Raw genomic sequence first — 25,047 nt, forward strand, 5'->3', positions numbered from 1 at the left:
AACAAAAAAAATGCCATAACTATAGGATAATGAAACATTTCACAATTTTCAGCATAAAAAATCCATTCTTCCATTTTAAATAAAACAAGAAACACGTAATCTCCCCCCTCTCAGAAAAAATCAAACTATATAATTAGAGCAATCTATAAAAAAAGAAAAGCCTCATGATGACTCATGGGCTTTATATTTTGACCTATTATTATATAGATTTAAAGAATTGGCGGAGATTATTTCATCACATTAACCCCAATTTCCTCCAGTCGGACCTGATCTTCGGCGGCAATTCCATCATCCGTAATCAAATAATCCACCTGATCCAGTGAAGCAATTTTACCAAAACCTTTCTTATTCAGTTTTGAAGAATCTGCAAGAACCACCGTTTTATCTGCACAATCAATCATAACCTGATTAAGGTGAGCTTCGGCAGCATTGGAAGTACTGATTCCAAACTCCAGATCAATACCATCTACTCCCAGAAAAAGTTTATTACAGGAAAACTGCTTAAGAATACCTTCCGAAATAGATCCTACAATTGAAGTTGAACTCTTCCTCACCTCTCCTCCTAATTGAATGACATTAATATTAGGATTATTACAAAGTTCAATAGCTACCCTTAATGAAGAGGTCAATACAGTAAGCGGTCCGAAGTTCATCAACATCCTTGCAAGATAATGCATGGTAGTTCCTGATGCTAATATAATACAGTCATTTTCCTGAATCAGCGAAAGTGCAGCCTTAGCAATGGCTTGTTTCGCTTCCACATTAATATTTTCCTTCTCTCCTACATTTTTCTCATAGGCATATCTTACTTGTTTACTTGCTCCCCCATGATTTCTAAAAAGAAGCCCAAGACTTTCGAGATAGTTCAGATCCTTTCGTATCGTAACTGAAGAAACATTTAGTTTTTCGCACAGATCCTGAACAAGAACATGTCCTTTTTCGTCCAGCTCTTTTAATATTTCATCATGTCTTGGTATCAGTTTCTCCATTTTATTCATTTCATCAAAATTACCGTTTTTTTTTCACATTTAGATTTTTATTGCTTTTAAAAACCATACGCAATCGCGTCACCCTCAGTAATAAAAGGCATTTTCAAATCATAGCTATTTCCTATTTTAAAATTTCATTTATTTTCTTTTTGCTTTCATTTTTAATTTATATATTTGAAAACGAAACATAAACGAAACATTTATGAAACGAAACGAAGAACTCAGTAAATTAACCAATGTAAAAGAATGGGACTTTATTGTCATAGGAGGAGGAGCCAGTGGTTTAGGTTCAGCATTAGACGCAGTAAGCAGAGGATTCAAAACTTTATTGCTTGAATCTCATGACTTTGCGAAAGCAACTTCCAGCAGAAGCACCAAATTGGTACATGGTGGAGTAAGATATTTAGCACAAGGAGACGTAGGTTTGGTGAAGGAGGCCTTAAAAGAAAGAGGTCTTTTAGCCAAAAATGCAGCACATATTGTAAAGAATCAATCTTTCATTATTCCTAATTATACCTGGTGGGGAGGAATCTATTATAAAATAGGTCTCTCTGTATATGATTTCCTTGCAGGAAAATTAAGTTTGGGTAAAACGAAATACATCAGTAAGTCAAAAACTATTGAAAAGCTTCCTACTATTGAACAAAATCACTTAGCAAGTGGTGTTGTTTACCAGGATGGACAGTTTGATGATGCGAGACTTGCAGTCAACTTAACTCAAACCATTATTGAAAAAGGAGGAAGTGCAGTAAACTATGTAAAGGTTGTGAATCTTCTGAAGGATGATAAGGATAAAGTAATTGGAGTGGTTGCTGAAGATCAGATCTCCAAACAGCAATATCAGATTCATGCAAAAGTGGTTGTTAATGCCACCGGTGTTTTCACCAACGACATCCTTAATATGAATAACCCTAAACATGGTAAACTTGTAGTACCTAGTCAGGGGATTCACTTGGTATTGGATAAATCATTCCTGAAAAGTGATGATGCCATCATGATTCCGAAAACTTCTGATGGAAGAGTATTGTTCGTTGTGCCTTGGCATGACAGAGCTTTGGTAGGAACTACGGATACTCTTTTGGAAAACGAAAGTTTTGAGCCTCGTGCTTTGGAAGAAGAAATTAGTTTTGTTTTAAATACGGCAAGACAATATCTTTCTAAAAAACCAACCCGCGATGATGTAAAATCTGTTTTTGCCGGACTTCGTCCTCTTGCGGCTCCAAAAGATGGAAGCAAGAGCACAAAAGAAGTTTCCCGAAGCCATAAGGTTATTGCATCTGACACCGGATTAATTTCCATCATTGGCGGAAAATGGACTACTTATCGTAAAATGGCTGAAGATACTATTGACAAAGCAATGGAAGTTCACAAGCTGGGTAATAGCACTTCTAAAACAGAACACATGTCTATTCATGGAAATGTAAAACCTGAACAGGTAGACAGAACCAATCATTTATATGTATACGGATCTGACATTCCTGCGATAAAGGCTTTACAGGAAAGCAATCCACGTTTTTCACAAAAAATACATCCTGACCATCCATTTACTGTAGCAGAGGTAGTTTGGGCTGCAAGAAATGAAATGGCAGAAACCATTGAAGATGTTTTAGCAAGAAGAGCTCGTCTGTTATTTCTTGATGCAAGAGCTGCCATAGACAGCGCGCACAATGTTGCGAGAATTATTGCTGAGGAAAAAGGATATTCTGAAGAATGGGCTCAGCAACAGGAAAATGAATTTATTGAATTGGCAAAAGGATATTTACTAACTCCTTATTCACCTAAAGTTATCAACCTTAATTAATCACCATATGAATGAAAAGTTAATCCTCGCTTTGGATCAGGGAACTACTTCCTCCAGAGCGATTCTATTCAACCATAGCGGAGAGATCAAATATGTATCTCAAAAGGACTTCAGACAAATCTTCCCTACTCCGGGTTGGGTAGAGCATGATCCTAATGAGATCTGGTCATCACAAATCTCCGTTGCTGCAGAAATTATTGCCAAAGCAGGCATTTCCGGACTGGAAGTAGCTGCTATCGGTATCACCAACCAGCGTGAAACTACCATAGTTTGGGATAAAGAAAGTGGAGAACCTATTTATAATGCTATTGTATGGCAGGACCGAAGAACCTCCAAATATTGTGATGAACTGAAAGAACAGGGACACGCAGAAACTATCAAGGAGAAAACAGGTCTTGTATTGGATGCTTATTTCTCTGCTACCAAATTAAAATGGATCCTTGACAATGTAGATGGAGCAAGAGCGAAGGCAGAAGCTGGAGAACTATGCTTCGGAACTGTTGATACCTGGCTAGTATGGAAATTAACCCGTGGAAAAATGTTTATCACGGATGTTTCGAATGCCAGCAGAACTATGCTTTTAAATATTCACACGTTGGAATGGGACAATGACTTATTGGAACTATTCAACATTCCTAAAGCTATTCTTCCTGAAGTAAAACAAAGCAGTGAAGTATATGGTGAAACAGCTACTACTCTATTCTCTACCAAAATTCCGATTGCAGGAATTGCTGGAGATCAGCAGGCGGCTTTATTTGGCCAAATGTGCACCAGTCCGGGAATGGTAAAAAATACTTATGGAACAGGATGTTTCTTATTAATGAATACAGGAAAAGAAGCTGTTTCTTCCAAGAACAATCTTTTAACAACTGTTGCCTGGAAAATTAACGGAGAGGTTAATTATGCATTGGAAGGAAGTGTATTTGTAGGCGGTGCAGCTATTCAATGGCTGAGAGATGGTCTTAAACTTATTCACTCTTCTGACGAAGTCAATGATCTGGCTGCTTCAGTTGAAGATAACGGCGGTGTTTACTTTGTTCCTGCCCTTACAGGTTTAGGTGCTCCACATTGGGATCAGTATGCTCGCGGAACCATTGTAGGAATTACGCGTGGTACAACTGACGGACATATTGCAAGAGCAACTTTGGAAGGTATTGCATTCCAGGTATATGATATTGTAAAATCTATGGAAGCAGATTCAGGAAGAGCAAGTCTTGAACTAAGAGTGGATGGCGGTGCTTCAGCAAGTAATCTATTGATGCAGATCCAGTCTGACCTTTTCGGATTCAAAATCACCAGACCAAAAACATTAGAAACAACAGCATTAGGAGCGGCTTATTTAGCAGGTCTTGCTGTAGGATACTGGAAAAATATTGATGAGATACAGGAGCAATGGATTGTAGACAAAGATTTCCATCCTCAATTGGAAAGGGAAAAAGTAGATGCTATGGTTCACTCATGGAACAAAGCTGTATCCCGTGCTCAAAGCTGGATTGAAGATTAATTCACGACCTTAAAAATACACATATGACTCCATTTATCGCAGAAGTGATCGGGACGATGCTTCTTATTTTGTTAGGCAACGGCGTTGTAGCCAATGTTGTCTTGAAGGATACCAAAGGAAATAATTCCGGATGGATTGTTATTACCACCGCCTGGGCATTAGCCGTTTTTGTAGGGGTAACCGTTGCTGGGCCAATAAGTGGAGCCCACCTGAATCCGGCCGTTACGATTGGGCTGGCTGCTGCAGGAAAGTTTGCTTGGGATCTGGTTCCGTCTTATATCGCGGCTCAGATGATTGGAGGTATGTTGGGGGCTTTTTTAGTATGGTTATTCCATAAAGATCATTTTGCTATTACAGAGGATGAAGGGGCAAAGCTGGCTTGTTTCAGTACCGGTCCGGCGATCAGAAAAGTTTCGTCTAATCTTATCAGCGAAATTATCGGAACATTTGTACTGGTATTTGTTATTTTCCACTTTTCGGATCCAAGTATTAATGTACAGGTAGATCCTAATGCAAAAGTAGGATTGGGTTCTATAGGAGCTATTCCTGTAACATTCCTTGTTTGGGTAATAGGACTTTCTTTAGGAGGAACTACCGGATATGCTATTAACCCTGCCAGAGATCTTGCTCCAAGAATCATGCACGCCATTCTTCCGGTAAAAGGAAGCAGTGACTGGGGTTACGCATGGATTCCTGTGATAGGCCCTGTAATAGGAGCTGTTATTGCTGCATTATTATTCATAACATTAAAATAAAAATACAGATGATGAAAATATTACAAGGAATCTTGCTGCTTACTTTAGGTGCAGGAAGGTTATTTTCACAGGAAAGCAGTGAGCCTAAGGAAACCAAAGAAGGTAGATTAGATTTTACGGCCAACATTCAGAACAACCATTTGTGGAGAGGGCTAATTATTACAGACAAACCTGTAGTGATGGGAAATCTTTCATATGCTTTGGATGCGGAAAAGAAATGGAAAGTGGGAATATGGGGAGCTTCTGCTCTTGCCGATGATAAGGATAATACGCATTATAAAGAGATCAATTATTATGTTCAATATTCTAACGGACGTTTTTATATTGGATTATGGGATCTTTATAATTCCCGAAACATCAATACGGCTGTTGCTGCAGATGATATCTTCAGCTATTCGCAAAGAAGAACAGCCCATATTATTGATTTAAGAACCAACTATACTTTTGGACCTTCATTCCCAATCAATATTGAAGCAGACATTATGTTGTATGGAGGTGCTAATGCAGGAGAAGTAATTCTGGAACCTGACGGAAGCTATAAAAAGAACAGATATTCTACTTATGTTCAGGCTAGCTATCCTGTAATCAGCGGACAGAAAGTAAATCTGGATGCTTTTGTAGGAGCTGGGTTTTCATTAAATGGGAATACCTTTTTATATGGAAATGGAAAAAACAACTTCGATATCGTGAACGTAGGGGTAAAAGCCGGAAAAGTTCTTAAAATTACGGATCATTACAGTTTACCTGTTTCTATGATGGCCATGTGGAATCCATCTAATAAATATGCGAGAATTCAACTGGCTGCAACAGTTTTTTAAATCAGATTTTTAAACTAAATTATATAGAGACCACTCTTTTTAGAGTGGTCTTTTTGTTTGGTTAAAATTACCGGGATTCCACTATTTATGAGTTCAGCAGATATCTTTACCTTTGAAAAAAAAGAATATGAAAAAAATTTTCAGTTTAATCATTCTATGCATCAGTATTTTTAGTCTGGCGCAGGTAAATGTTCCTTTTGTGGGACATAGAAGTTTTGATATTTTGGAAGGCTATAGCGGAACGGGAACTCCACATTATTATTTGGATGTGAAAAAAAATGGAGATGTACATTTTGGATATGTTCAGGTAAATCAAGCCAATGGAAAGGAAACAAAAGAAGAAGTAAATGCAGGAAAATATGCAGCCAATAAAGTAATGAAAGTAGAATTCAAAAAATACAAGGAAACCTTTCTATTAAAATTTGATAAGGACAAGATTTATCTTACCGATGAAAAAGGAAAAACCAAGACCCTTGAAGGCTGCTGTTCTTCCAGGGAAAGTATAGATAATGAAACCTGTAATTGCGAAAGTGAATTATACGAATAATCACATATAGCTATTCTTTTAGAGTAATTTTAATATTACAAGAATACAAGATCACCTGGATTTTACGGTTTACGATCTGTACAAATATCTTTACTTTTAAGAGATTAATCATCTACCATTACGCATGAAAATTCTAAATATTTTATGGGTTTTATTTTTTATTGTTTCCTGCAGTAAAAACGAGAACCATCCTTATACATTTTATTATTGGAAAACGAATCTGAAACTGGATCAGCAAGAGAAGAAAGTTTTAGATCAAGCAACCGTTCCTTATTTATACACAAGATTTTTTGATGTTGATAAAGCAGGCGGAAAGTTTCAGCCTGTTGCCGTTATTACAAAAGATCAGAGTTTTCAGACAGATAAGCAGATTGTACCTACGGTTTTTATCACCAACCAGACGATGCTGGGGATTTCCCAAGACGAAATCAAGTTTCTGGCTGAGGGTATTCATCATTTGGTTCAAAAAAAAGCAGAGGAATATCATTTAAAGATCAATAATGAAATTCAGATTGACTGTGACTGGACTGCCGGTACACGGGATGATTATTTTAAATTTCTGAAGGAGCTCAAAAAAGTTTCAGGGAAGGAAATAACCTGTACGTTACGCCTTCATCAGGTTAAAGATAAAAAGCAGACAGGAATTCCACCGGTAAATAAGGTTTATCTGATGTGCTACTCTACTTCTTCTCCATTAGATAAATCAGACAAAAATTCTATCCTGGATGTAAATATTCTGAAAAGTTACCTTGCCAGAATGGAAGATTATCCTGTTAAGAAAGTTGAAGTTGCGCTCCCAATTTATTCATGGGGAATAATCACAAATCATCTGGATAAGCATAAACTCATCAATGCTTTGTCTAAAAAGGATCTTGAAAATCCCAACTTTAAAAAGATCTCCGAATATAAGGTTGAAATACTGAAAGACGGCTTTTATTTCGGAAATTATCTGAACAAGGGCTTTACCATTAAGGTAGAAGAAATATCGAAGGAACAGTTAGAAGATGTAACTCATTTCCTTCAGAAAAAAATCCCGCATTTTAATATTATTTATTATCAATTAGATAGTAAATTTGTGTTAGATCGAAAATTTTAAATCTGGCATAGATGAAGACAGAGAATAGAGATTCAGCATTTTATCCTATTTTCTGCCAGCACCATTGATTACAAAACAACTATAAAAAAACTAAAAAAAACACTACAAACCCTATGAAAAAGTATATTCTTTCACTTGCGGTTGTATCTCTTTTCTATACGAATTCCAACGCCTGTGCGTGGTCGGATCCGGATTATGAATACTTCAATCTTTTTACACAAAGTATTATTAAGGACAAGTCTTATCTTCCTTTTCTTCATACCTACTCTTCAAGATTCTTTGGTGACTACAATCCATCTATGATTCCTGATGATAATATTGAAACTTGGAAAAAGTATTTTAACAATCAGCTTAATTATGCCGAGACCCAAAGTCTGGTGTATAAGGTAAGCATGAATGATCTTAATGCTCTTAAAAACGGAACTCCTTCCAACCCACTTTTACAAAAACTGGGAACAGGATTTTACTCAAAATATAAAGAAGGAATTGATTATTTGATTGAGGCCAAATATCTGGAACCTTTCATGAGCATCAATTATGTTGAAAGTGAAAACTCGTTTTACTATAACAGAGACGAGAACAGGAAAAATGCCACCTCTCTTGATAATAATAAAACAATCGCCGCTCTAACTTCTTTGTACAATGCAGCGAGAAATCCTGAGATCAAGCAACGTTACGGATATCAGCTTGTACGTCTGAACCACTATACCAGAGACTATGATGCAGCACTACAGGCTTTCAAAACATATGTTGAACCTATCAAGCTAAAAGGTACGGTATATTATATGGCTCTGGATCAGTTGGCCGGTGCCCAAAGAGGATTAGAAATGAATGGTGATGCCAACTGGAATTTCTTTCAGGTCTTTATGAATAGTAAAAGCCGTAAGGAATCTGCTTTTATTTCTATGAAACTTTCAGACACGGCATCTTTCAGTAATATTATGAAAAGGGCCAATACGAATGAGGAAAAAAACATGGCTTATTTCCTTTTAGGATATGAGGATTTCAACAACCCCATTCCTATCATGGAAAAGATGTTTGACATTAATCCTGATTCTGAGATCCTGAAGGTAATGGCAGTAAGAAGTATCAATGAACTGGAAAGAAGTTATCTTCCGACCTATTATTATACTTCCGATGCCTATGGCAGAGTGTCTGTTTATAGAGGAAATACTGAAAACAACACTTCAAAAGAAGCCACTTCCGATAAAAAAACAACGGAAGTAAAAGAGGTAAAAGAAGAGAAAGTCTCTTTATGGCAGAAAATTGTAAGGTTCTTTAAAAATCTTTTCGGAGGTTCTACATCTGCTCCATCCGGTGATGGAAGTAAAGCTAGCCAGAGTGATGATGAATTACTGAATAACCCTAACAGAATTCCTTTCTACACTACAGGATATGGTGGATATGAGGATAACACGAAAGATTATCGTGATGACCTTGAAAAGTTCACTTCAAAAGCTAAAGAGAAATCAAAAGATGAATATTGGCAGATTGCCGATGCTTACCTTAAATTTTTAAAGAAAGACTATAAGGAAAGTACTGAGATCCTGAACAACATCAAAACAACCAATCCTGAATATCTGGAAGAAATCAAAAGGATGAAGGTTCTGAATGATATTGTTTCGCAACCTAAAGTGGATGCTGCTTTTGAAGATCACTTGATGAAGGATTATGCTGAATATTTTGTGGAAAAAGAGGTTAAAAAGGATACGGCTAATGTCAACAGTGATTATGATTATTACGGAACGGCACCTTCCACAGCTGATTTCTTAAAAGATGTAATGGCCAACCGTTACTTCCTTCAGGGAGAAGATGGAAAATCATTCCTGATGAATAATAAGCTTTCTGACCTTCAGTACAACCCGAACTCAAGTCTGGTGAAAAGTGTTGAAGAGTTTTACAGAAAGCCAAACAAAACCCAGTTTGAGCAACAGATCATTGCTAAAAATATGGACAGCGTAGGAAATGTTGATGCATTCTTCAATACCATCTATGGTGACAGAGCGGTGAGACTTGCAGATTTTGAAAAAGCTAAATCTTATTATGAAAAGGTTCAGAAGTTTGGCGGAATTCCAAGGGAGAATTATGACTGGACTGAAAAAGACGGTCAAAAGATTACCCAAAAACAATATGCTTCTTCTGAATATAATGGTTTCAATAATATTCCAGGGCTTGTTTTCGGACATAATGTATGGGAAAGCTACCAAAGTCCAGATGCTGAATCTATGAAATCCGAGGGGTATACTGAATTCCCTTTCATCAAAGACAATATGAATAAACTGGAACTGACAGATGTTTTGATCCAGCTTAAGAAAATCGGAAATGGTAAGGATGAAAAGGCAGCAAGAGCGAATCAACTTATCGGAAACCTACTATACAATACTTCCATTTTAGGATATTACCGTCATGTATTCGTTATGGATATTGATAACAGCAATGGTGGAAAATACTACTTCTGGAATAATGATAAAGGAAATCCTTACAAGTATTACTATAAGAACTTCCTTGATACTTCCTATATTGAACCTGATAATTTTGATCTAGCCATCAACTATTACCAAAAAGCGCTTAAGCTTTCGAACAATAAAGAAGAGAAAGCCAGAATTCTATTCCAGATGGCAAGTGCCGAACAGGGTAAATATTATCAGTATGAAGCCAAAGCTCCAAAAGATTTTGATTATTCTGACCCGAAATGGTCTGAAAAAGAGGATGCCCGCCAGAAGGAAATGGACAATCTGAAGAATCAAAAATACAGAACCTATTTTGCTCAGCTGAAGGCACAGTATTCAGATGCTGAAACTACCAAAAGCCTGATGGGAAGCTGTAGCTATTTCAGCTACTTCATGAGATAGGAGTTAAAGCAAAAAGTTACTTACTTCAAATAAAAAAGGAATCATTACGATTCCTTTTTTTGTTGATATTGACCATATCATTTTTACATTCTATTATCTATCCTGATCTCGTGACCATAAATTGATTAATGGAATATCTATTTTCACTCCTACACTGAACACAGTAGCATCGAATGTTTTATTGTTAATAAGTCGTCCATCGTCTGTATATATGGTTTTTAACGGAAGAAGCTTTACGCTTCCAAATAATACAAAAGGACTATTTCTTATACCATAAATAAGACTCACCGAAGGGCTGAAAACTTCAGAAAAATGAACGTCTTTCGGATAATCTTCTGTAGAAGATACTAAATAATGGTTCACTATATTTCCCAAATCAATAACATCAACGGTAAAACCAAAATTATCTGCCTTCGGTCCTTTTGAAGACCATGTAAAAGCCACTCCAATTGGCGCAATAATTTCACCGGTAAACTGCTTCTTCAAAGAAGTATTTCCATTGGTTAGCAACCCTGAGAAACTTCCACCTACATAAGCATTCAAGTCAATAGAATGTGCCATTCTTCTTTTAAGTTTATAGGAAGTTGGAGGCAATGCATGAGAGTCAATAACATTTGCCAATTCATGCTCGTCTTTCGCGGACAAAACATCTCCAAAAAATGAGGTGAGTTTAAGGAGTTGATCCTGATACTTCAATTTTAATTTATCTACTGTTTTGCTATATTTTGGCTGCTGAAGATAAGATGTACCCGTACTTTTTAAAAGTGCAACAATTTTTTCTTTACCGTCTTTATCATTTTTCAATAAGTACAATGTATTAAGTAAATGTATAGCATTTATCTTATCAATCTTTGCGTTAACTGCCACTCGGGTAATCAATGCATCAAACCTATCATCAAGCTCATTTAATAAAGTATAGTTATCACTTTTAACATCTGATATATATTTAAAGAAGGGTTGCAATTTAGAAATTTGATTAAATTGAATAGTATCATTCTCCTTCTTATCTTCATATCGTAATATTAATTCAAGATTATTATTGTCAAATTTTTGACTTATCGTTAAAAAGGGATTTTTATCTATGTTATAAAATTTAATATTTTCGCTATTTACCTGAACTATTTTTTCATTCAAATTAAACGAAAAAGGCAGTAAAGGGTTATTAGTATCTTGATTTATCTTATCAATAATATTTAGTACTTTTTTGGCTGCTGCTACAAAATTTTTGATTTGGATCTGTTCGTATATTCCAATACCATCTTTTAAGACCTCTATTTGTATTGAAGGCTTGGTAGATGAATTTCCTGTTACTAAATATTGATTAGCGTCCATATTACTAATGATCTGCTCAGTAATTCTCCAGACACTATAAAAATTATAATTTGACCTTTCCTCTTTCTCTTTATTACTATCCAGCGCAGTTTGTGAATCTTTATTTATTTTATCAAACTGGCTGAGGGTAATCAAAAGGTTCCCCATCCATTTAGCAAGTTGGTTTTTATTATTTTCATCATTCTTATAGTTTGAAAATTTAATATGTCTTAGCTCTGATCCATATTTAAGTTCTATTAGCTCTAGCAGTACATTCCATTGATCTATTCTTAAGCTGTTAATTTCTTCAAAAGAAAGGAGCCTGTAGGAACTTTTACTATCTATTATATCTACCGCAAAGAGCTCATTGGTTAAAATATATAGCATAGATATTGACTGATTAAGATACTTTTTTATTTCATCTCCGTTATCCTTGTACTTAGGATTCATATAAAAATACCGTACAATATCTCTATAATTATATCTTTCAGAAATCAACCTATTCAAATCAGCACCGAAACTAATACTCGTTAACAGTTCTTTCCTTCTATTAACATCCTTAACTAAGAACTCCTCTACCCATTTACTTTCAGCTATACTCACAGGCATCTTTATAAAATCTGAAGAAATTGCGTAGCGCCACGAACTACTAAAATTAGGGGTTTTATAGTCTTCAAGTCCTGCAAGAAGCTTAGCTGTTTCCGGAAATGCTTCAAAAACAAGTGGATTATTGAGTCTCTCTCTCACCTGATCCATAAACCAGATCAAAGTTTCCTGTTTTGCTCTGTTGGCTAGAAAAATAGCCATTGCTTCGATCATCTGAGATTCTGATGGTATATTGAAACTCTGAGCGGAGGTCCTTTGCTGTGCAGCCTGAACAATTGAATTAATAGTGATTTGGCTTTGGGAGGCCTCTAAATAATTATTAAAAGGTCTCTCAGTTTCAGAACTTTTTTGTTTATCTACATATGCAGTTGCAAATAGAGTTACTGTTTTCTTATACTTGTCAAACTGTTTTTGTAAATCTACACTATCTTTTTTATTCCTATTTAGACTATCTTCTAATTTTGATAAATCAGCTTGTTTAATAAATAGTCGAAATGAATTATCCTTTAACATCTTAAGCCCCTCTTTACTAAATAAGTTTTCAAAAGTTTTAGTTTGAGTACTCAATTTCTGAGAAAACTGTATACTGTCCTTATTTATAAAAAGAGACTTTATTAGTTTCAATTCATCTTTTTTTTTACTTAATACTTCCCTTCTTAATGTTAAAGATGTAAATTCCTTTTCAATGTTGTTAACTATTACTTTATCATCAGCATATTTATCAAATTTACCAGCATTAAATAACATGATAATATCGTTTCTCGTTAATTCATTTAGTGTATTTCTATTAACAAGAAAATTACCTATGTAGCTTCTCTTCGTGGGATCATCAGTAGATTTATAATCTTTTGCTAATAAGTCAACTTTCGCTTTTCCTAAATTTGCCACCAGGCTAGCGTATACTTCATTAATTTGATCAGATTTCAGATTATTAGAATTAATAACCTTACTAAGGTAATAGAGATTATAAAGCTTTAATTCTTTGTCTTGCTGTGCGGAAACAATTGAATTTAGTCCCAATATTAATATGAGGGCTAAAAGGTTAAATTTTAGTTTCATGGTGTTTGGTTTTTCAGTTTTAGTTTAACATAAATTTAACAATTTTAATTGAATCATACGATAGACAGATTTTAAATAAAAAAGAGAATGAAAAATCATTCTCTTTTACTTTGTTGTTCCTGTTTTTGCAGCCATTCTTCATGTTTTCTTTTAAAGAATTCGTGCTTATAATTTTGGTTTATCTGTGCAACATCTATGGAGTGGGAAGTATGGATATCTACATCTTTTTTAGCGAATTGAGCTAGATTTTCGTAATAATGATGAAGCTGATCTAATTCCGCTTCCGTAAGATCTTCAATATCTACAATCCTGTTGCTAGCCTTTTCATGAGCTGCAATGAGTTCGTTAAGTTTAATCTGTATAGCTTTTGAGTCTTTATTCTGAGCTTTCTGAATGAGGAAAACCATAAGAAAAGTAATAATTGTGGTTCCTGTATTGATAACCAGCTGCCAGGTTTCTGAATAGTGAAAAAAAGGTCCTGTAACAGCCCAGGCTACAACCACAAATATTGCTCCAATAAAAGCATACTGGCTTCCTGTAAACTTTACAGCCCAGTTTGAAAATTTTTCAAAGAGATTGTTATTTTTGTGATTCATAGTCTAGATTATTTTATATTAAATGTATACAATTAACCTGAACAAGTGAAAAGAATATTGAAAATAAGGTTGGCAACTGGAAGTTGAAGGATGGAAGTACTGTTGTGCATAAGGCCATTGAAGGTATTCAATAAAATATTCTTACTATCAAGAAATGAAGAAATTTCACCCATCAGGAGTACCTCTCCTACTTCATTTTTCTAAATCTATGCCACCAGATCAGGAACCCGGTAACAGGCAAAGAGCAACCAATTAATGAAACGATGAAATAAAGAATAATACTCGGTAATCCCATAATTTCTCCAGTGTGCAATGGCTTGGCTAAAGCAGTAAATTGTTTATTCAACGACTTACCTGAGAACAATTCCTTAGTTTTGAAATTTCCGGTTTTATCGAAAGTGACTTCATCCGGAAGCATTATTCCCAGAAAATTTTGGGTATTGGTTTTAATGACAACGTATCTCGGATTATCTTTATTAGGGAGTTCTATACTGGTAACAGCAGAATAAGGAAGATGCTGATCTGCCAGCTGTACAATTTTATCAATGGATGCTGACTCGGAGTCTTTGAGGTTTTTCTTTTCATCCTGCTTCTGGAGCATATCTTCCAACAGCCCACCAAATGCATCATCGCTACTGTCTTTATCTTTTGAAATAGCATCAATGGATGATCCTCCTAAACTTACAATAAGTGCATTTTTCACCCAAGGATAAGTTATATACAATCCGGTAACAGCCATGAAGAATAACATCAGGAAGGTATAAAAACCAAGGGTATTATGAAGGTCATAATTCACACGCTGGAATTTTGCCCGGAACATTACGGTTAATCCCTGTTTCAGAAACTTAAGTTTTTTTGGCAGCCAAAGAATCAGACCGGAAATCAGTAATACACAAAACATCAATACTCCGGCTCCCAGAATCTGGCGACCTGCATTTCCCATCATCAGGTTTCTGTGAATATCCAAAACGATTTCAAAAAAACGGCTGGATCCTACTACGGGCTGGCCTAAAATTTCCCCGGTATATTGGTTATAATACGTACTTTTATCCAACTTATTTTCACGATATCCAATTACATAACTGCGTCCTTTATCATCCGGAATCAGCAATGAGGTTAATTCTTTATTTTGCTTGAGTAATTCTGCCTGGATAAGATCCGGATTCTTTACCTGAATAAAAGTCTTACTGATATAGACTTTCTCTCTATTCGTAAAATCAATGATCTGATTTTTGAAAGCATAAAGACAACCGCTAAGGCATACTATAAAAACAATGACACATGATAAAAGCCCCAGCCAAAGGTGAATGATCCACATTAGATATTTAATGACAGATTCATTCTTTCGTTTCTTTCTGTAAAGGCTTTTAAACAATGTTTTCATAGGGTATTATAACAAAAACATTAAGATGGTTGAGCCATCTTAATGTTTACAAAATTAATTTGATATGAATAAATTAAAAAGTTAATACAAATTTTGAGAAAAGATTCTGTAGTAATTCCTCCTTTCTAAACCAGTATTAATATCGTTTATTTTCTTCCTTTGAACTGGATTTCTTTTACAATCTTCTCGAACGTTGTATAGTGTTCCGGAGTTAGTGCTTTTTGAATGGCAGCTTTTCTCTGCGCATCAAATTTTCCCCAGTATTCTTTAGCAAGATCATTATTTCCATGATATACATCGTGTGCATCACTGAATGCTTTTTCAAAAGCATCATTTGCTGCATTTACCACTTTGAATTCGTCTTCTGAAAGCTGAGCTTCAGATTTTATTCTTTCCAATAGAGCATTGTCATATCTCGGTCTCTTTCTGGCATTTTCATCAACAAATTTGTTGAACTTTTCCATTTGTGGAACATCCAACACTGTAGCCATTTCAACAGCCTGCTGAGTTCTCAGTTCTTCTCCTTTAATTCCCAATGCCACACGGTCCATATTCCCGCCCTGAGCTTTTGCAGCCTGAAAGTTTTGCTCCTGCAATTGTTGGTATTTTGCGGTGATCTCATCAAAGCTTTTTTCCTGTTCAGGGGTAAGTTTCACTTCCGTTTTAAATTGGTTGTAATCTACACCTTTCTTTTTGTCGCCTGAACAAGACATTGTTGCAGCTCCAAGAACCAATGCTAAAAATAATGTTTTGATATTTTTCATAAATGTTGATTTGTTGATTAGAATTTATAATTTACCTGTACGGCAAAGTTTCTAGGCTGAATTTGGTCAATATACCCACCTCTGAAGTAAGAGTTATATCCTACTGAGTCAAAGATATTATTGAAGAATCCTCTTAATCCTACTCCATTTTTGAATGTATATCCTATCTGAGCATCAACGGTAGTATAATCAGGCATTTTAAATGGTCTTTCACCAGGCTGCGTTCCATTCACGTGTCCATTATCTATTATTGCCTCAGTCTTATAATCATCAACAGGTCTAGTTCCTACATAATAAATTCCAGCCCCTATATCAAATCCATTTAAAACTCCTGTATTAAATTTATAATTTAACCATGCATTTGCAGTATGTTTCGGTGTATTTATCGGAGCTGAGCCATTTACAAATGAAGGACTGTCCTGATACTGAGCATCTACAAATGCCCATCCTGTCATAACCTGAAGATTAGGTAGAATTTTACCGATTAATTCAACCTCTACTCCTTGTCTTTTTAGATCTCCAGCAAAAGCATATTTCCCTATTCCCTGACCATTACTTCCCAACAGTTCGTATGAAAGATTGTCTGTATTAATATTAAAGTAAGTAACATTAAATCTTAACCTCTCATTAAGCCAATCTGATTTGATCCCTGCTTCCCACTGTTTAGTAGTAGATGCCCCAACGGTACCTCCTGTTGCTAACTGGTTATTGGAATTTCTTAGAGCAGTAGTACTTGTGTAGGAACCAAAAATATTCATATTCTCAATTGGAGAAATCATAATTCCAAATGATGGATTCCAAGCAAAGTCTGTTTCTTTATCAGAACCAATCAATCTGCTATAACGAAGTCCTAAATGAGCTTTTAAATATTTATTGAAAGTAATAACATCCTGTGCCATTAATCCCATAGTTGGAGCTACTGTATTAACAGAGCTAGCTGTAGATGTTTTTATTTCAACCCCAGTAGGAAGAATATTGTTAATTTCATTCAAAACATTGATCTGATCAACATCTACTGCTTTATATGAAGTTGTTGTAACATTCGATTCTTTCCAATCGAAACCTACCTGAAAGGTATGTTTCATAAACCCGGTCATCACATCTGCTCCTATGAAGTCAAATTGAAATACTTTATTCAAATCCTCTCTATCGGATCTGGTTAAAGTTCTATTACGGAATTCTGTTGGATTATTTTTTTTCAAAGGAGCTAACGCTGCACCAACAATTTCAGACTGGTAAGAAGAACTCATAAAAGCAGCTCTTAACTTTAACTTCTCAGTCAGCTTTCTTGTGGCTGTAGTTGAGAAATTAAATGTTTCAATTTTTGCGTTATCAGTAGAAAAACCTAGGAATTTTCTTCCTGGCATCTTATAAATTGCCTCAACATCTCCTTTTGCAAGATTTACCGTTCCTCTGTCTGGTGTGGTATTATTGTGCATATAATCCATCTCAACAACAATTTCGGTTTTATCATCCGGACGGATTGCAATGGATGGATTTACATAGATACGATCTGTATTAACAAATCTTCTGAAACTATTATTATTTTGATAAGCAGCATTTAATCTTACTGCTATTTTTCCTTCTGAATCTAATACTCGTTGGAAGTCAACTGTTGGTCTAAAGAAATCCCAACTTCCATATCTGAAACCTACATTAGTCTGATTAATAAACTTAGGAACTTTTGTCACTACATTTATTACCCCTCCTGCAGAACCAAGACCATCACCAATACCTTGTGTAACAGCTGCAGAACCTTTTATCACCTGAATACTTTCTACTCCCTGCATATCAGTAAGCATTGCTCCTGTACGAAAATCTGAATCCATCTGAACTCCGTTTTTCAAAACAGGAACTCCTCTGTACCCTCTAATAGACATACTTTCTCTGATACCTCCATAACTACCAAACTGAGTAACTCCTGGAACATTTTTAGCAACGTCAGTCACTGTTAATCCTCCCAAATCTTCAATTACTTTATAAGAAATCACTGAGATACTTTGGATCTGGTCTCTGGGCTTCAATGGAAGTCTTGTAATCGCTTCAAGACCTTCAGGCTGTTTTTTTCTTTCACCAAAAAGTTCTACTTCTTCAATTTTCTTATGCTTAATTGAATCATTTGTCTTCTGTGCATTTGCAAAAACCCCACCTAATAATAGCAGAGAAAAGGATACTACTTTATTCATCTGATAACTTTTTTGCAAAATTATTATTTTTAATAATTCTAAATAAATAAACTAAGGTGACATATCTCACCTTGCTAACAGCAGACAATATGAGATCAACAATGCTGTCACAATTGTATTTACAATATACTAACAGACTTATTCATACATTGAATATTACCTTTCCATATTACCTGATGAATACCAATAATAAAATCAAAAAAAATGCATTTAAAAAAGAGGTAAGTGATTGTATGATTATACTTTATATTTCGTTTCGGAATATAAAAGAAGGTTTTTATACAAAAAAAAATCCGTTCCTAAAAAGGAACGGATTGTATAATCATTGCAAAGTATGCAGTTATCACACTTTAATTTCAACGTCTACACCTGAAGGAAGTTCTAATTTCATTAGAGCATCAACAGTTTTAGAAGAAGAAGAGTAAATATCCATTAGTCTCTTGTGAGCTGATAATTGGAACTGCTCTCTTGCTTTTTTGTTTACGTGCGGAGATCTCAATACTGTGAAGATTCTCTTATTCGTTGGCAATGGAATTGGGCCGTTTACAACAGCACCAGTAGCCTTTACCGTTTTTACGATTTTCTCAGCAGACTTATCTACTAAGTTATAATCGTAAGATTTTAGTTTTATTCTGATTCTTTGTGACATTTCTTTAATTTAAAAATTAACCTTTTGCTTTAGCTATGATATCTTCAGCAACGTTTTGTGGAGTAGCTTGATACTTCTCTAATTCCATAGAAGAAGTAGCTCTTCCTGATGAAAGTGTTCTTAGAGTAGTAACATATCCAAACATTTCAGAAAGTGGAACTGAACCTTTGATTACAACAGCACCGTTCTTTTCTTCCTGACCACTGATAGTACCTCTTCTTTTGTTAAGGTCACCAATGATGTTACCCATATATTCTTCTGGAGTTACAACTTCCAGTTTCATAATAGGCTCCATAATTACTGGCTTAGCAGCACGTCCCGCTTCTTTAAATCCTAATTTAGCAGCCATTTCAAAAGAAAGAGCATCAGAATCCACTGCGTGGAAAGATCCGTCTTTAAGAATAACTTTAATACCTTCAACTTCGAAACCAGCCAAAGGACCGTTCTTCATTGCAGCTTTAAAGCCTTTTTCAATTGCAGGAACAAATTCTCTAGGAACGTTACCACCTTTGATCTCATTGATGAATTCTAAACCAATTTTACCTTCGTCTGCAGGTCCTAGTTCAAATACAATATCAGCAAATTTACCTTTACCACCAGATTGTTTTTTGTAAACTTCTCTGTGTTGAGCAACTCTTGTTAAGTTTTCTTTGTATTCTACTTGAGGTTGTCCTTGGTTAACTTCAACTTTGAACTCTCTTCTCATACGGTCAACAATGATATCTAAGTGAAGCTCACCCATACCAGAGATAATCGTTTGTCCAGAAGCTTCGTCAGTTCTAACCGTAAACGTAGGATCTTCTTCAGCCAATTTAGCTAAAGCGTTACCCATTTTATCCTGGTCAGCTTTAGTTTTAGGCTCAACAGCGATACCAATTACCGGATCAGGGAAAACCATCGATTCAAGAATGATTGGGTTTTTCTCGTCACACATTGTATCACCAGTTTTGATAGATTTGAAACCTACCGCAGCTCCAATATCACCAGCTTCAATATATTCTACTGGGTTTTGCTTGTTAGCGTGCATTTGATAGATTCTAGAGATTCTTTCTTTATCTCCTGAACGAGTGTTCAAGATATAAGAACCTGCATCTAATCTTCCAGAGTATGCTCTGAAGAATGCTAATCTTCCCACGAATGGGTCAGTAGCAATCTTAAATGCTAAAGCCGAGAAAGGCTCGTTTACGTCTGGTTTTCTTGTAATTTCAGCGTCTGTTCTTGGATCAGTACCTTTGATATCATCTTTATCCAATGGAGAAGGCAAGTATTTACATACTGCATCCAACATAAACTGTACTCCTTTATTCTTGAATGAAGAACCACAAGTCATTGGGATAATAGATAAATCGATAGTAGCAGCTCTCAATGCAGCATTGATTTCTTCTTCTGTAATTGAATCCGGATCTTCGAAGAATTTCTCCATCAAAGTTTCGTCATATTCAGAAACAGCTTCAACTAATTTCTCTCTATATTCAAGAACCTCATCTTTCATGTCTTCAGGAATTGGAACTACCTCGAAAGTAGCACCTTGTCCAGCTTCATCCCAGATTATCGCTCTGTTTTTAATTAAGTCTACAACTCCTTTGAAATCTTCTTCAGCACCGATTGGTAAAACGATTGGAACTGCGTTAGATCCTAACATACTCTTAACCTGGTTTACCACGTTAAGGAAGTCAGCACCTTGTCTGTCCATTTTGTTTACGAATCCCATTCTAGCAACTTTGTAGTTGTCAGCAAGTCTCCAGTTTGTTTCAGACTGAGGCTCTACTCCATCTACTGCTGAGAATAAGAATACCAATCCATCTAATACTCTTAAAGATCTGTTTACTTCTACAGTGAAGTCAACGTGTCCTGGTGTATCAATGATGTTGAAGTGGTAAGGTTTAGTATCTGCTAAAGGTTTTCCTTGATCTGTTGGAAAGTTCCAAGAACAAGTAGTTGCAGCAGAAGTAATAGTAATACCTCTTTCCGCTTCCTGCTCCATCCAGTCCATTGTAGAAGCACCATCGTGAACTTCTCCAATTTTGTGGTTTACACCTGTATAGAATAAAATCCTTTCTGTAGTGGTAGTCTTACCTGCATCAATGTGAGCAGCGATACCAATATTTCTTGTAAATTTAAGATCTCTTCCCATTTCAGATTAGAATTTGAAGTGTGAGAAAGCTTTGTTAGCTTCCGCCATTTTGTGAGTATCAGATTTCTTTTTGAAAGCTGCACCTTCTTCTCTTGAAGCAGCTACAACTTCATTAGCTAATTTCAAAGCCATAGACTTATCATTTCTCTTTTTAGAGTAGCTAATTAACCATTTCATTGCCATAGAAATTTTTCTATCAGCTCTGATTGGCATAGGAATCTGGAAGTTAGCTCCCCCTACTCTTCTAGAACGTACTTCTACGTGAGGCATAACGTTTGTTAATGCATCTTTCCAGATTTCAAGTGCTGTTTTCTCAGTTTCTCCTTTTTTAGTTTCTACGATTTCTAATGCATCATAGAAAATTTTGAATGCGATTGACTTCTTACCGTCAAGCATTAAGTTGTTTACGAATCTCGTTACCAATTGATCATTAAATTTCGGATCTGGTAACAACGGTCTTTTTTTCGCTTTTGTCTTTCTCATTGCTTTTGTACCTTATTTAATGATTATTTTTTCTTTCCTTTTGCAGGAGCTGCAGCAGCTTGTCCTGGTTTAGGTCTCTTAGCTCCGTACTTAGATCTTCTCTGAGTTCTTCCATTTACACCAGCTGTGTCTAATGCACCTCTTACGATGTGGTAACGTACTCCCGGTAGGTCTTTCACCCTTCCGCCTCTAACCAATACTATCGAGTGCTCTTGAAGATTATGTCCTTCGCCCGGGATATAGGCGTTAACTTCTTTACCGTTAGAAAGTCTTACCCTTGCAACTTTTCTAAGTGCAGAGTTAGGTTTCTTAGGTGTAGTTGTATATACTCTCGTACATACACCACGTCTTTGTGGACAAGAATCAAGGGCAGCCGATTTGCTCTTCTTGGCAAGCGTGGCTCTTCCTTTTCTTACTAATTGTTGAATAGTAGGCATTTAATTGCTTTTTATTTTAGGGTGCAAAAATAATAATATTTTTTTAATTGACAAGCAGTTATGGAATTTTATTTTACAAGAAATTTTATCCATTTGTTTCCAAAACCACCGAAAACCTCCATTACTTTTATGTTATTGAATCATTTTAAGTAATGGAGGTTAGTATCAAAAAATCAAAGTTTTATTTAAAGGCATCCTTTATTATTTTTCCTTTCATGTATTGTGCAGGAACTCCTAAAAGTTCTGCCATTGTACTTGCAATATCAATTTGCTCATAGTTTCCTGTGCTGATAGTTGTATTCTTTTTAAAATCAGGTCCCATGGCAAAAAACTCTATGTGTCTGCATCCCTCACAATCATCTCCATGGTTTCTGAATCCTCCTTTACTATCCAAATGTCTTCCATGATCATTAGAAACAATTAAAGTTGTTTTATCCTTATAAGCAGGCAGAGACTGAATATAATCCCAGATCTCTTTAATAGAAGCATCTGTTGTTCTTATGGCCTGAATGTATTCATTATACTTATTATCATGTCCATATGAATCTACATCCTTAAGGTTGATCACAATCATATTCGGACTATACTTTTTCATGATCTCTTTCGTATTGGTCATAGTAACAGCATCAGCTCTATATCCTGATCCGTTTCCACTTACTCCACAATCTACACTTGGCTGGTACTTTCCTTTCCAGTCTGTCAGTTTACAATCATTTAAAACTTCCAGTTTATCTTTGGAAGCAATCACCCATGCTTTTGTTTTATCTGCTCCGGTAAACTTTAACCATTGCTGCATCACAGAAGGATATCCTGGTAATTCAGTTCCGTCATTAACGATATTCTCATATACTCCTGAACACATAGCACTATGTCCTGGATTGGTGTTTGTAGTACCGTTGTTTTTAAAATTACTAATGAAAACACCCTGATTCAATAGGTTAACCCTGTTAGGGATATTCTCTTTATTGGTACCTTCCCATGTTTCAGAAATACGTGGGCCGTCAACAACAAGAAGAATTACATTTTTAGTCTGATATTTACTTTCAACTTTAGGGTCTTTAATGATCTGTGCTTCTGTATCATTATTACTGCATGAAAACAGAAAAAATGATAAGACAGAATACAGGAAAAACTTCTTCATAGCTTTTTTACTTTATATTATATTTCGAGTGCAAAGCTAGAAAACTCAATCTCCGGGTTTATTAACAAATTGTTATCTATTCCTTAAGAATTTAAGAAGAAAATCAACAAAACGGGAAATAAAGAACATCTGAAAAGAAGACTATCATTGGTATCTATTCTATAATTGTAACGGTAACGTTTTTATTCCAATCAAATTTTTTGATATTTTGTTTCAGTTCTTCCAGGTTCTTCGTATCTATAGAATATATAGAAACTTCCAGTCTTGCTACAGTTATCTTATCTTCAATTTTTAAAGTGCCTGCTTTTTTCCAATAAGAAGGAACATAACCTTGCAACCAACCTTCATATACAACAGCAATATCGTATTGATGATCCAGACAATACTTACTAAGAAAATTCCCGAATTTTTGATCAAACCCTTTTTTATTTTCATTAAAATGAATTGTTTCTACAGAAGCAAGACCGGCAATATCCAATAAATGAATATTCGTAAAATAGCTGATCGCTCCAATATCATTGGCTACTACCTTAGAAGTATTATAAAACTGATGTAAAAATTTTGCAGATTGCACCTGCTGTTCATAAATATTTTTTCCTCCATTACTCATTATAGGATGAGCCACACAGCATTTATATAGCATAAGAAAAACATTTGCCGCAATAAGCAAACTTACCAGCTTTTCTTTTCTAATATAATTAGTAAAATTGAAGAACAGATCTTTACATTTTAGTATTAATACCATACAAAAACCTGTAAGAATATATGCTTCATATCGTAAGAGTCCTTTTAAATCGGCAAACATAGCATGACAGATCATTACCAGTGAGAATACAATTAATAAAAAGTTATCTTTTAAAACTTCTCTGAATGTTTTCATCCTAACATCTCTGTAAATGAATATTACACACAACAAGAGAGGAAAAAAACCTATTTTATAAAAACTAATATTCAGCAAAAGATTATCCAGCAAAATCACTTTAAGCTGTCCTAAAACATTTGCATCAAGGCTTAATTTTGTTCCTTTTACCACTACTGAGTTAGGAAAGAAATAACCATCCTGCTGATAATTGTAAGCGCAGAATGCTATGATAGGTATGAATCCCAGCAGTAAAATGAATAATGCCTCCTTCCATTTTCTGACAAGAACAAACATAAAAGCCAGAATTACGAAGTAAAACATACTTTCGAAGCGGACTAATCCCATTAACAGCAAACTGAAATAAAAACCAAATACAGCAAGCTTCCTATCTTTATAATGGGAAAGACAAAGGATATTAACAACAAACAAAAAGATCTGGAAAACATGTTCCATCCCTGAAAGAATATTCAAAGGAAGCACAATAAAGAATGTCGTAAAAAGTACGGCTAAAACTGTTTTTTTAACCTCTTTAAAAACTTCTGCATAATATTCAGAAAGAACATAAAGAGTTGCAATGCTAAAGATAACATTGAAATATAGCGGAATTTGATCGTTGTTTCCAAAAACCTTAATCAAGACACTCAGTATGTAGGTAAATAATGGAGAAGAGGAAGTAGAGGAAAACTGATATCTTGTCATTCCCCATACTTCATACAATGCAAAATTCTTCGCCATTGCAAGGTGAATGTAGGCATCATCCAGTAGATAGATGTAATGTCCGTCAGTTTTCAGAACAGAATTAATATAATACAACAGACATACTGAAAAAAAAAGGGTAAAAGACAGTAAGAAACTGCGTAACCCTATATTTCGAATTATTCCCATCTTAAAATTAAATATAAACATTGATTGGCTGAAAATTCAGTCAGTGATTTCAGTCCTCCCCTTCTTATTACAGGTAAAACCTTCATCATTTGCAATATTAATACTTCCAAACTATTTTAAAAAATTTTCTTATAGTTATCATCTATTGATATACGGAGTTATTCGGCATGATATTTCGTAAATTTGAG

The 25,047-nt window shown here is 35.2% G+C and carries 19 protein-coding genes; 7 read left to right on the top strand and 12 right to left on the bottom strand.

The window, feature by feature from the left end:
• Window positions 1-227: 227 nt before the first annotated feature.
• Complete coding sequence (locus tag BLS98_RS06030) at window positions 228-989, bottom strand: DeoR/GlpR family DNA-binding transcription regulator (RefSeq protein WP_167356178.1); 762 nt, start codon at window positions 987-989, stop codon at window positions 228-230.
• Window positions 990-1,191: 202 nt separating this feature from the next.
• Between BLS98_RS06030 and BLS98_RS06035 the strand changes: the two genes are divergently transcribed.
• The 7 genes from BLS98_RS06035 to BLS98_RS06065 all read left to right on the top strand — a co-directional run bounded on the left by BLS98_RS06035 (window position 1,192) and on the right by BLS98_RS06065 (window position 10,362).
• Entirely contained in the window at window positions 1,192-2,790 is a 1,599-nt protein-coding gene (locus BLS98_RS06035) for a glycerol-3-phosphate dehydrogenase/oxidase (RefSeq protein ID WP_089734606.1), read from the top strand.
• A 7-nt stretch (window positions 2,791-2,797) separates the two neighbouring features.
• Complete coding sequence (glpK, locus tag BLS98_RS06040) at window positions 2,798-4,294, top strand: glycerol kinase GlpK (RefSeq protein ID WP_089734608.1); 1,497 nt, start codon at window positions 2,798-2,800, stop codon at window positions 4,292-4,294.
• Window positions 4,295-4,317: 23 nt separating this feature from the next.
• Window positions 4,318-5,049, top strand: coding sequence for an MIP/aquaporin family protein (locus BLS98_RS06045; RefSeq protein WP_089734610.1), 732 nt, complete (start codon window positions 4,318-4,320; stop codon window positions 5,047-5,049).
• A gap of 8 nt (window positions 5,050-5,057) precedes the next feature.
• The gene (locus tag BLS98_RS06050; RefSeq protein WP_089734614.1) at window positions 5,058-5,867 is read left to right on the top strand and encodes a hypothetical protein; all 810 of its coding nucleotides are present in this window, start codon (window positions 5,058-5,060) and stop codon (window positions 5,865-5,867) included.
• 127 nt (window positions 5,868-5,994) lie between these two features.
• Complete coding sequence (locus BLS98_RS06055; RefSeq protein ID WP_089734616.1) at window positions 5,995-6,414, top strand: hypothetical protein; 420 nt, start codon at window positions 5,995-5,997, stop codon at window positions 6,412-6,414.
• Between the two features lie 124 nt (window positions 6,415-6,538).
• Window positions 6,539-7,510, top strand: a complete 972-nt coding sequence (locus BLS98_RS06060) for a hypothetical protein (RefSeq protein WP_089734617.1) — start codon at window positions 6,539-6,541, stop codon at window positions 7,508-7,510.
• 113 nt (window positions 7,511-7,623) lie between these two features.
• The gene (locus tag BLS98_RS06065) at window positions 7,624-10,362 is read left to right on the top strand and encodes a hypothetical protein (protein ID WP_089734619.1); all 2,739 of its coding nucleotides are present in this window, start codon (window positions 7,624-7,626) and stop codon (window positions 10,360-10,362) included.
• 93 nt (window positions 10,363-10,455) lie between these two features.
• Here BLS98_RS06065 and BLS98_RS06070 read toward each other — a convergent pair whose 3' ends face one another.
• The 11 genes from BLS98_RS06070 to BLS98_RS06120 all read right to left on the bottom strand — a co-directional run bounded on the left by BLS98_RS06070 (window position 10,456) and on the right by BLS98_RS06120 (window position 24,859).
• Window positions 10,456-13,338 (bottom strand): hypothetical protein, encoded by a 2,883-nt coding sequence (locus BLS98_RS06070; RefSeq protein WP_089734621.1) that lies wholly within the window; start codon window positions 13,336-13,338, stop codon window positions 10,456-10,458.
• A gap of 95 nt (window positions 13,339-13,433) precedes the next feature.
• On the bottom strand, window positions 13,434-13,934 hold the full coding sequence (locus BLS98_RS06075; protein WP_089734623.1) for a low affinity iron permease family protein: 501 nt from the start codon (window positions 13,932-13,934) through the stop codon (window positions 13,434-13,436).
• Between the two features lie 187 nt (window positions 13,935-14,121).
• Window positions 14,122-15,318, bottom strand: a complete 1,197-nt coding sequence (locus BLS98_RS06080; RefSeq protein ID WP_089734625.1) for a PepSY-associated TM helix domain-containing protein — start codon at window positions 15,316-15,318, stop codon at window positions 14,122-14,124.
• Between the two features lie 146 nt (window positions 15,319-15,464).
• A complete protein-coding gene (locus tag BLS98_RS06085; RefSeq protein WP_089734628.1) occupies window positions 15,465-16,082 on the bottom strand; it encodes a hypothetical protein in 618 nt (205 codons plus the stop codon).
• Window positions 16,083-16,099: 17 nt separating this feature from the next.
• The gene (locus BLS98_RS06090) at window positions 16,100-18,268 is read right to left on the bottom strand and encodes a TonB-dependent siderophore receptor (RefSeq protein ID WP_089734630.1); all 2,169 of its coding nucleotides are present in this window, start codon (window positions 18,266-18,268) and stop codon (window positions 16,100-16,102) included.
• A 343-nt stretch (window positions 18,269-18,611) separates the two neighbouring features.
• The gene (gene rpsJ / locus BLS98_RS06095) at window positions 18,612-18,917 is read right to left on the bottom strand and encodes a 30S ribosomal protein S10 (protein ID WP_002661363.1); all 306 of its coding nucleotides are present in this window, start codon (window positions 18,915-18,917) and stop codon (window positions 18,612-18,614) included.
• A 16-nt stretch (window positions 18,918-18,933) separates the two neighbouring features.
• A complete protein-coding gene (gene fusA, locus BLS98_RS06100) occupies window positions 18,934-21,051 on the bottom strand; it encodes an elongation factor G (RefSeq protein ID WP_089734632.1) in 2,118 nt (705 codons plus the stop codon).
• 6 nt (window positions 21,052-21,057) lie between these two features.
• Window positions 21,058-21,534, bottom strand: a complete 477-nt coding sequence (gene rpsG, locus BLS98_RS06105) for a 30S ribosomal protein S7 (RefSeq protein ID WP_089734635.1) — start codon at window positions 21,532-21,534, stop codon at window positions 21,058-21,060.
• A gap of 23 nt (window positions 21,535-21,557) precedes the next feature.
• Window positions 21,558-21,971 carry a 30S ribosomal protein S12 gene (rpsL, locus tag BLS98_RS06110; protein WP_002983146.1) on the bottom strand — a complete coding sequence of 138 codons (414 nt, stop codon included), beginning with the start codon at window positions 21,969-21,971 and terminating at the stop codon, window positions 21,558-21,560.
• Window positions 21,972-22,152: 181 nt separating this feature from the next.
• Window positions 22,153-23,112: a sulfatase-like hydrolase/transferase gene (locus BLS98_RS06115; protein WP_089734637.1), complete on the bottom strand. Its 960-nt coding sequence runs from the start codon at window positions 23,110-23,112 to the stop codon at window positions 22,153-22,155.
• Window positions 23,113-23,266: 154 nt separating this feature from the next.
• On the bottom strand, window positions 23,267-24,859 hold the full coding sequence (locus BLS98_RS06120) for a hypothetical protein (protein WP_111994872.1): 1,593 nt from the start codon (window positions 24,857-24,859) through the stop codon (window positions 23,267-23,269).
• Window positions 24,860-25,047: the final 188 nt, after the last annotated feature.

This window comes from Chryseobacterium jejuense (assembly GCF_900100075.1).
In the GTDB taxonomy this organism is placed as follows: Bacteria; Bacteroidota; Bacteroidia; order Flavobacteriales; family Weeksellaceae; genus Chryseobacterium; species Chryseobacterium jejuense.

Coding starts and splice junctions, on each gene's coding strand:
- BLS98_RS06090 (WP_089734630.1), bottom strand. CDS start 18,268: ATGAATAAAGTAGTATCCTTTTCTCTGCTATTATTAGGTGGGGTTTTT.
- BLS98_RS06035 (WP_089734606.1), top strand. CDS start 1,192: ATGAAACGAAACGAAGAACTCAGTAAATTAACCAATGTAAAAGAATGG.
- rpsJ (WP_002661363.1), bottom strand. CDS start 18,917: ATGTCACAAAGAATCAGAATAAAACTAAAATCTTACGATTATAACTTA.
- fusA (WP_089734632.1), bottom strand. CDS start 21,051: ATGGGAAGAGATCTTAAATTTACAAGAAATATTGGTATCGCTGCTCAC.
- BLS98_RS06050 (WP_089734614.1), top strand. CDS start 5,058: ATGATGAAAATATTACAAGGAATCTTGCTGCTTACTTTAGGTGCAGGA.
- BLS98_RS06120 (WP_111994872.1), bottom strand. CDS start 24,859: ATGGGAATAATTCGAAATATAGGGTTACGCAGTTTCTTACTGTCTTTT.
- BLS98_RS06070 (WP_089734621.1), bottom strand. CDS start 13,338: ATGAAACTAAAATTTAACCTTTTAGCCCTCATATTAATATTGGGACTA.
- BLS98_RS06065 (WP_089734619.1), top strand. CDS start 7,624: ATGAAAAAGTATATTCTTTCACTTGCGGTTGTATCTCTTTTCTATACG.
- BLS98_RS06075 (WP_089734623.1), bottom strand. CDS start 13,934: ATGAATCACAAAAATAACAATCTCTTTGAAAAATTTTCAAACTGGGCT.
- BLS98_RS06080 (WP_089734625.1), bottom strand. CDS start 15,318: ATGAAAACATTGTTTAAAAGCCTTTACAGAAAGAAACGAAAGAATGAA.
- BLS98_RS06045 (WP_089734610.1), top strand. CDS start 4,318: ATGACTCCATTTATCGCAGAAGTGATCGGGACGATGCTTCTTATTTTG.
- rpsG (WP_089734635.1), bottom strand. CDS start 21,534: ATGAGAAAGACAAAAGCGAAAAAAAGACCGTTGTTACCAGATCCGAAA.
- BLS98_RS06085 (WP_089734628.1), bottom strand. CDS start 16,082: ATGAAAAATATCAAAACATTATTTTTAGCATTGGTTCTTGGAGCTGCA.
- BLS98_RS06115 (WP_089734637.1), bottom strand. CDS start 23,112: ATGAAGAAGTTTTTCCTGTATTCTGTCTTATCATTTTTTCTGTTTTCA.
- BLS98_RS06060 (WP_089734617.1), top strand. CDS start 6,539: ATGAAAATTCTAAATATTTTATGGGTTTTATTTTTTATTGTTTCCTGC.
- BLS98_RS06030 (WP_167356178.1), bottom strand. CDS start 989: ATGGAGAAACTGATACCAAGACATGATGAAATATTAAAAGAGCTGGAC.
- glpK (WP_089734608.1), top strand. CDS start 2,798: ATGAATGAAAAGTTAATCCTCGCTTTGGATCAGGGAACTACTTCCTCC.
- rpsL (WP_002983146.1), bottom strand. CDS start 21,971: ATGCCTACTATTCAACAATTAGTAAGAAAAGGAAGAGCCACGCTTGCC.
- BLS98_RS06055 (WP_089734616.1), top strand. CDS start 5,995: ATGAAAAAAATTTTCAGTTTAATCATTCTATGCATCAGTATTTTTAGT.